The organism is Pseudomonas donghuensis (assembly GCF_000259195.1).
Lineage (GTDB): Bacteria > Pseudomonadota > Gammaproteobacteria > Pseudomonadales > Pseudomonadaceae > Aquipseudomonas > Aquipseudomonas donghuensis.
Genome location: NZ_JH650778.1, coordinates 18,464 through 23,143, shown reverse-complemented (window position 1 = coordinate 23,143; position 4,680 = coordinate 18,464). Strand labels below are relative to the sequence as shown.

General features: G+C 63.4%; 5 protein-coding genes. 2 read left to right on the top strand and 3 right to left on the bottom strand.

Going from position 1 to position 4,680, the window contains the following annotated elements; all coding sequences use genetic code 11:
- On the top strand, positions 1-858 hold an 858-nt coding region (locus tag UW3_RS27515; RefSeq protein WP_010225860.1), incomplete at its 5' end, for an MFS transporter.
- Here UW3_RS27515 and UW3_RS0122505 read toward each other — a convergent pair.
- Positions 855-2,411 (bottom strand): phospholipase D family protein, encoded by a 1,557-nt coding sequence (locus UW3_RS0122505; protein WP_026001470.1) that lies wholly within the window; start codon positions 2,409-2,411, stop codon positions 855-857. The two genes, UW3_RS27515 and UW3_RS0122505, sit on opposite strands and share 4 nt — an antisense overlap.
- A 59-nt stretch (positions 2,412-2,470) precedes the next feature.
- Positions 2,471-3,901 (bottom strand): aminotransferase-like domain-containing protein, encoded by a 1,431-nt coding sequence (locus UW3_RS0122500; protein ID WP_010225856.1) that lies wholly within the window; start codon positions 3,899-3,901, stop codon positions 2,471-2,473.
- Between the two features lie 178 nt (positions 3,902-4,079).
- Here UW3_RS0122500 and UW3_RS0122495 point away from each other — a divergent pair, with 178 nt between their 5' ends.
- Positions 4,080-4,310, top strand: coding sequence for a DUF1127 domain-containing protein (locus tag UW3_RS0122495; RefSeq protein WP_010225855.1), 231 nt, complete (start codon positions 4,080-4,082; stop codon positions 4,308-4,310).
- Here the strand turns inward: UW3_RS0122495 and UW3_RS29885 are convergent.
- On the bottom strand, positions 4,307-4,680 hold a 374-nt coding region (locus UW3_RS29885; RefSeq protein WP_010225853.1), incomplete at its 5' end, for an NAD(P)/FAD-dependent oxidoreductase. The two genes, UW3_RS0122495 and UW3_RS29885, sit on opposite strands and share 4 nt — an antisense overlap.

Here is a 4,680-nt window from a genome sequence, read left to right as displayed (position 1 = left end):
TGGCTGGCCCTGCGTTTGCTGATCGGGGTGATCCTCACCATCGTCTTCATCCTTGGTGAAAGCTGGATCAACCAACTGGTGGTCGAGCAGTGGCGCGGACGTCTGGTGGCGCTATACGGCAGCAGCTATGCCTTGAGTCAGCTGGCCGGGCCGTTGTTGCTCGGCGTGGTGGGCTCGGAAGATGACCTGGGTTTCTGGATCGGAGCCGGCCTGCTGATTGCCGCGCCGCTGGTGCTGCTCGGCCGCGATGGTGCACCCAGTGCCGAGTCCTGCAGCGTGACCTTTACTGATCTGTTCGGCTTCTGCCGGCGCCTGCCGGTGATTGCCTGGGCCATCGCGCTGTTTGCTGCCTTCGAGGCCATGATTCTGACCTTGCTGCCGGTCTACTGCCTGCAGCAAGGCTTCACCACGGAAATCGCCCTGTTCATGGTCAGCACCGTCGTGGTCGGTGATGCGCTGCTGCAGCTACCGATTGGCGCGCTGGCCGACCGTATGTCCAGGCGTACGCTGTTCAGCGGCTGTGCGGTGATGCTACTGGGCTCCAGCCTGGCGATACCGTTGCTGCTGCAAACGCCGTTGATCTGGCCGCTGTGGGTGCTGTTCGGCGCCAGTGCCGGTGGCCTGTTCACCTTGTCGCTGGTGCTGATCGGCGAGCGTTACCGCGATGATGCACTGGTACGCGCCAATGCCCACGTTGCGCAGCTGTGGGGCATCGGCTGCCTGATCGGGCCGCTGGCGGCAGGGGGGGGCAGCCAGTGGATCAGTGGCCATGCGCTGCCGCTGTTCATGGCGGCAGGGGCATTCGGTCTGGTGCTGCTGGCAAGGCGCCCCGACGCCTTCGAGCCGGCGCCGGTCTAGAGCATCTTCTCCAGGCCCACGGCCTTGCTGATCCAGGCGTTGAAGCGCCGCCACAGCCCGCCGGGCTCGGTGGTCAGGGTGTGCAGGCGATGATTGTCTTCGGTAACCCAGACCAATTGGCCGTCGATCAGTTGCAGCTGATAGCTGAGGGCCGGGGCCATGCCCTGGGCCGCCAGCTCGCGGGTGTACTCGGCCAGCTCCGGGCTGTCGACCAGCACCCCGACTTCGGTGTTCCACAGCAGCGAGCGGGGATCGAAGTTGAATGAACCGATGAAGGTCTTTTTGCGATCGAAGACGATAGCCTTGCTGTGCAGGCTGGAGTCGGAGCTGCTATGAAAGCGCATGGCCCGACGTGAGCTCGGCTCGCCAGGCTGGCGGCGCAATTCGTACAGATGGACACCGTGCTCGAGCAGCGCCTTGCGATACGGTGCGTAGCCACCATGCACGGCGGGCACATCGGTCGCTTCCAGGGAGTTGGTCAGCAGCTTGACCGAGACGCCGTTGTCGGCGCGGCTGGTCAGGTACAGCAGGCCTGACTCGCGGGGCACGAAGTAGGCCGAGACCAGGATCAACTCATGCTGCACATTGTTCAGGTCAGGCGCCAACTGTTGAGTCATCAGCAGCTGCGGGTCGGGCTCATCGCGGGCCAGGACCTTGCTTGGCGCGTCCCAGAGCGCCTGGTTGTGGGCCCAGATCAGCTCGTTGCGCCAGACATCCAGGCGCGGTCGAGTCTGATAGGCCATCAGCCGCTCGTACTGGGCCTTGCGTTTGATCCGCGCCTCGGCCAGTGAAGCCTCCAGGCGCTGGCGGCTGTCACGTAGGTCGCCAGCGTCGGGATGGCTGAGCAGGAAGTCGCCGATCGGCTTGCTCAGGGCACTGTTCCAGTACTGATCGAAGCTATGCCCCAGCTGTTCGGCCACTGGGCCGACGCCGAGCAGGTCGATGTCGGTGAAGTTCAGGTTGGGTTCGGCATCGAAATACTCATCGCCCAGGTTGCGCCCGCCGACGATGGCCATGCTGTTGTCCACCAGCCACAGCTTGTTGTGCATGCGCCGATGCTGCAACGACAGGTTGAACAGGCGGCCCATGGCCCGGGTCGCGCCAGTGCTGCGGCCCAGGTGTAAGGGGTTGAATACACGTATCTGGATGTTCGGATGTGCAGCCAGGGTGCCCATCAATTCGTCGAGGCCGTCACTGGTGGTGTCATCGAGCAGGATGCGCACCCGTACACCGCGGTCGGCCGCTTGTAGCAACTCATGCACCAGGGCACGCGTGCTGAGGCCGTCATGGACGATGTAGTACTGCAGGTCGATGCTCGATTGGGCGTTGCGGATCAGTTCGGCGCGGGCGCGGAAGGCTTCATTGCTGTTGGGCAGCAGGCGAAACCCGGAGCGCCCGTCGTAGGCCGAGGCCTGGCGCTGTACTGAGCGGCCGAATGCCGAGTCGCTGGCCGGTAGGGCCTGGCTGACTTCCCGTGGCTGGCTGACACTGGCGCAGCCATTCAGGCCGAGCAATAGCGACAGCAGTAGTGGCAGCACTCGCTGGCTTCTCAAGAAAATTCGTCCTGTTACAACTGGGCGTATGGATATGGACCGCGAGCGGCGGTGAAAAGTTACCGGTCACTGTGTTCCTGGGCCAGTAGACGAATGGCGGTCTCGCCAACCTTGCGCACTGCCGCTTCGATCTCGGTGCAGGGGCGTGCAGCAAAGTTCATGCGCAGGCAATTACGGTACTTGCCCGAGGCCGAGAAGATACTGCCGACGGCAATCTGCACTCCCTGCCCAAGTAAAGCCCGGTTCAGGCGCAGCGTGTCGAAACTTTCCGGCAATTCCACCCAGAGCATGAAGCCGCCCTGGGGCCGGCTGGCGCGGGTGCCTGGTGGAAAGTAACGGGCCACCCAGTCGCTCATCTGGTCGCGGCCACGCTGATACTGGCTGCGCATGCGCCGCAGGTGCGGCTGGTAGTGGCCGCCTTCGATGAAGTCGGCGATCGCCAGTTGTGGCTGGGTCGCCGTGCAGCCGGTGCTGATGTACTTCATGTGCAGCACCCGTTCCAGGTAGCGGCCGGGGGCTGCCCAGCCAATGCGCAAGCCCGGAGCGAGTGTCTTGGAGAAGGAGCTGCACAGCAGCACTCGGCCGTCCTCGTCGAAGGACTTGATGGTCCGCGGTCTGGGGTAGGTGTAGGCAAGGTCGCCATACACATCGTCTTCGAGGATCGCTACATCGAAGCGTTGCGCCAGGGTCAGCAACGCCTTCTTGCGCGCCTCGGGCATGATGTAGCCGAGCGGGTTGTTGCAGTTCGGGGTGATCTGGATGAGCTTGATCGGCCATTGTTCCAGGGCCAGTTCCAGGGCTTCGAGGCTGATCCCGGTGAGGGGGTCGGTGGGGATTTCCAGGGCTTTCATGCCCAGGCCCTTGAGGGTTTGCATGGCGCCATGAAAGCTGGGCGAATCCACCGCCACGATATCGCCGGGTTGGCACACTGCGCGGATGCTGGTGGATAGCGCCTCATGGCAGCCGGTGGTGACCACGAGGTCGGCCGGGCTGACCGTGCAGCCGGAATCGAGCATCAGCCGGGCGATCTGCTCGCGCAGGGCCAGGGTGCCGCAGATGGTGTCGTAATACAGGCCGGGCATGTCCTGACGACGGCTAAGCTGGGCCAGGCTGCGCAGCAGCGGTTTGAGGGTCGGGCTGGTAATGTCGGGCATGCCACGGCCCAGTTGAACCACGTCCTTGCTCGGTACGCTGCGGATCAGCTCGATGACCTGCTCCCACTGGGAAATGTCCACTGGGCGCTGGGCTGGGCGGCTGACAGCGGGCAGGGCAGGCAGGCTGCGGTTATTGGGGACGAAGTAGCCAGACTTGGGCCGCGGCGCAGCCAGGCCGTTGTCTTCCAGGAGGCGGTAGGCCTGCTGCACGGTGCTCAGGCTGACCCCATGCTCGATGCTCAGGGCGCGCACCGACGGCAAGCGATCGCCGGGACGGTACAGGCCTTGTTCGATGCGAGCGCCAAGCAGCTCGGCGAGGTTGATGTACAGCGTCATGGCATACTCCGGAAGACGGCTACAGCAAATGACCAATACAGATGAGGAAAAAATACAGCATTCAGTAGGAAATGTGCCAATTCTGTATGGAAGTAATAGTCAGTCTTTGGATCTGTAATGGTCTTGCACTGACGCGCATGCTTGTTCCACGGTTCACACACCCTGGAGGTAACAAGCAATGAGCGGCATGAGCGATGTGCGCCTGAAACTGTATGCCGAAGAACTGAGCCGTGAGCAGCGCGCCCAGCTGTTCAGTGCGCCCACCGGCCTCAGTCGCTGGGGCCTGATGATCCATCGCTGGCATACCCGCAGGGCGCTGCTGGAACTGGACGCAGCGCAACTGCGCGACGTCGGCCTGACCCCGGAGCAGGCGCGCGAAGAAGGTTTGAAACCTTTCTGGCGTGCCTAGACCAGCTCTTTCATGCGGTGCCAGAGCATGCCCAGGGCCAGCAGCGGCGAGCGCAGGTGCTTGCCGCCCGGGAAGGTGATGTGCGGTACCCGGGCGAACAGGTCGAAGCGCCCGCCATGCTGGCCGCTGATGGCTTCACCGAGCAGCCTACCGGCCAGGTGAGTGGCATTCAAGCCATGGCCGGAATAGGCCTGGGCGAAGTACACGTTGGGCTGGTCGGGCAGGCGGCCGATCTGTGGCAAGCGGTTGGCGCCGATGCCGATCATTCCGCCCCATTGATAGTCGATACGCACATCAGCGAGCTGGGGGAATACCTTGAGCATTTTCGGCCGCATGTAGGCGGCGATATCTTTCGGGTCGCGCCCGGAAT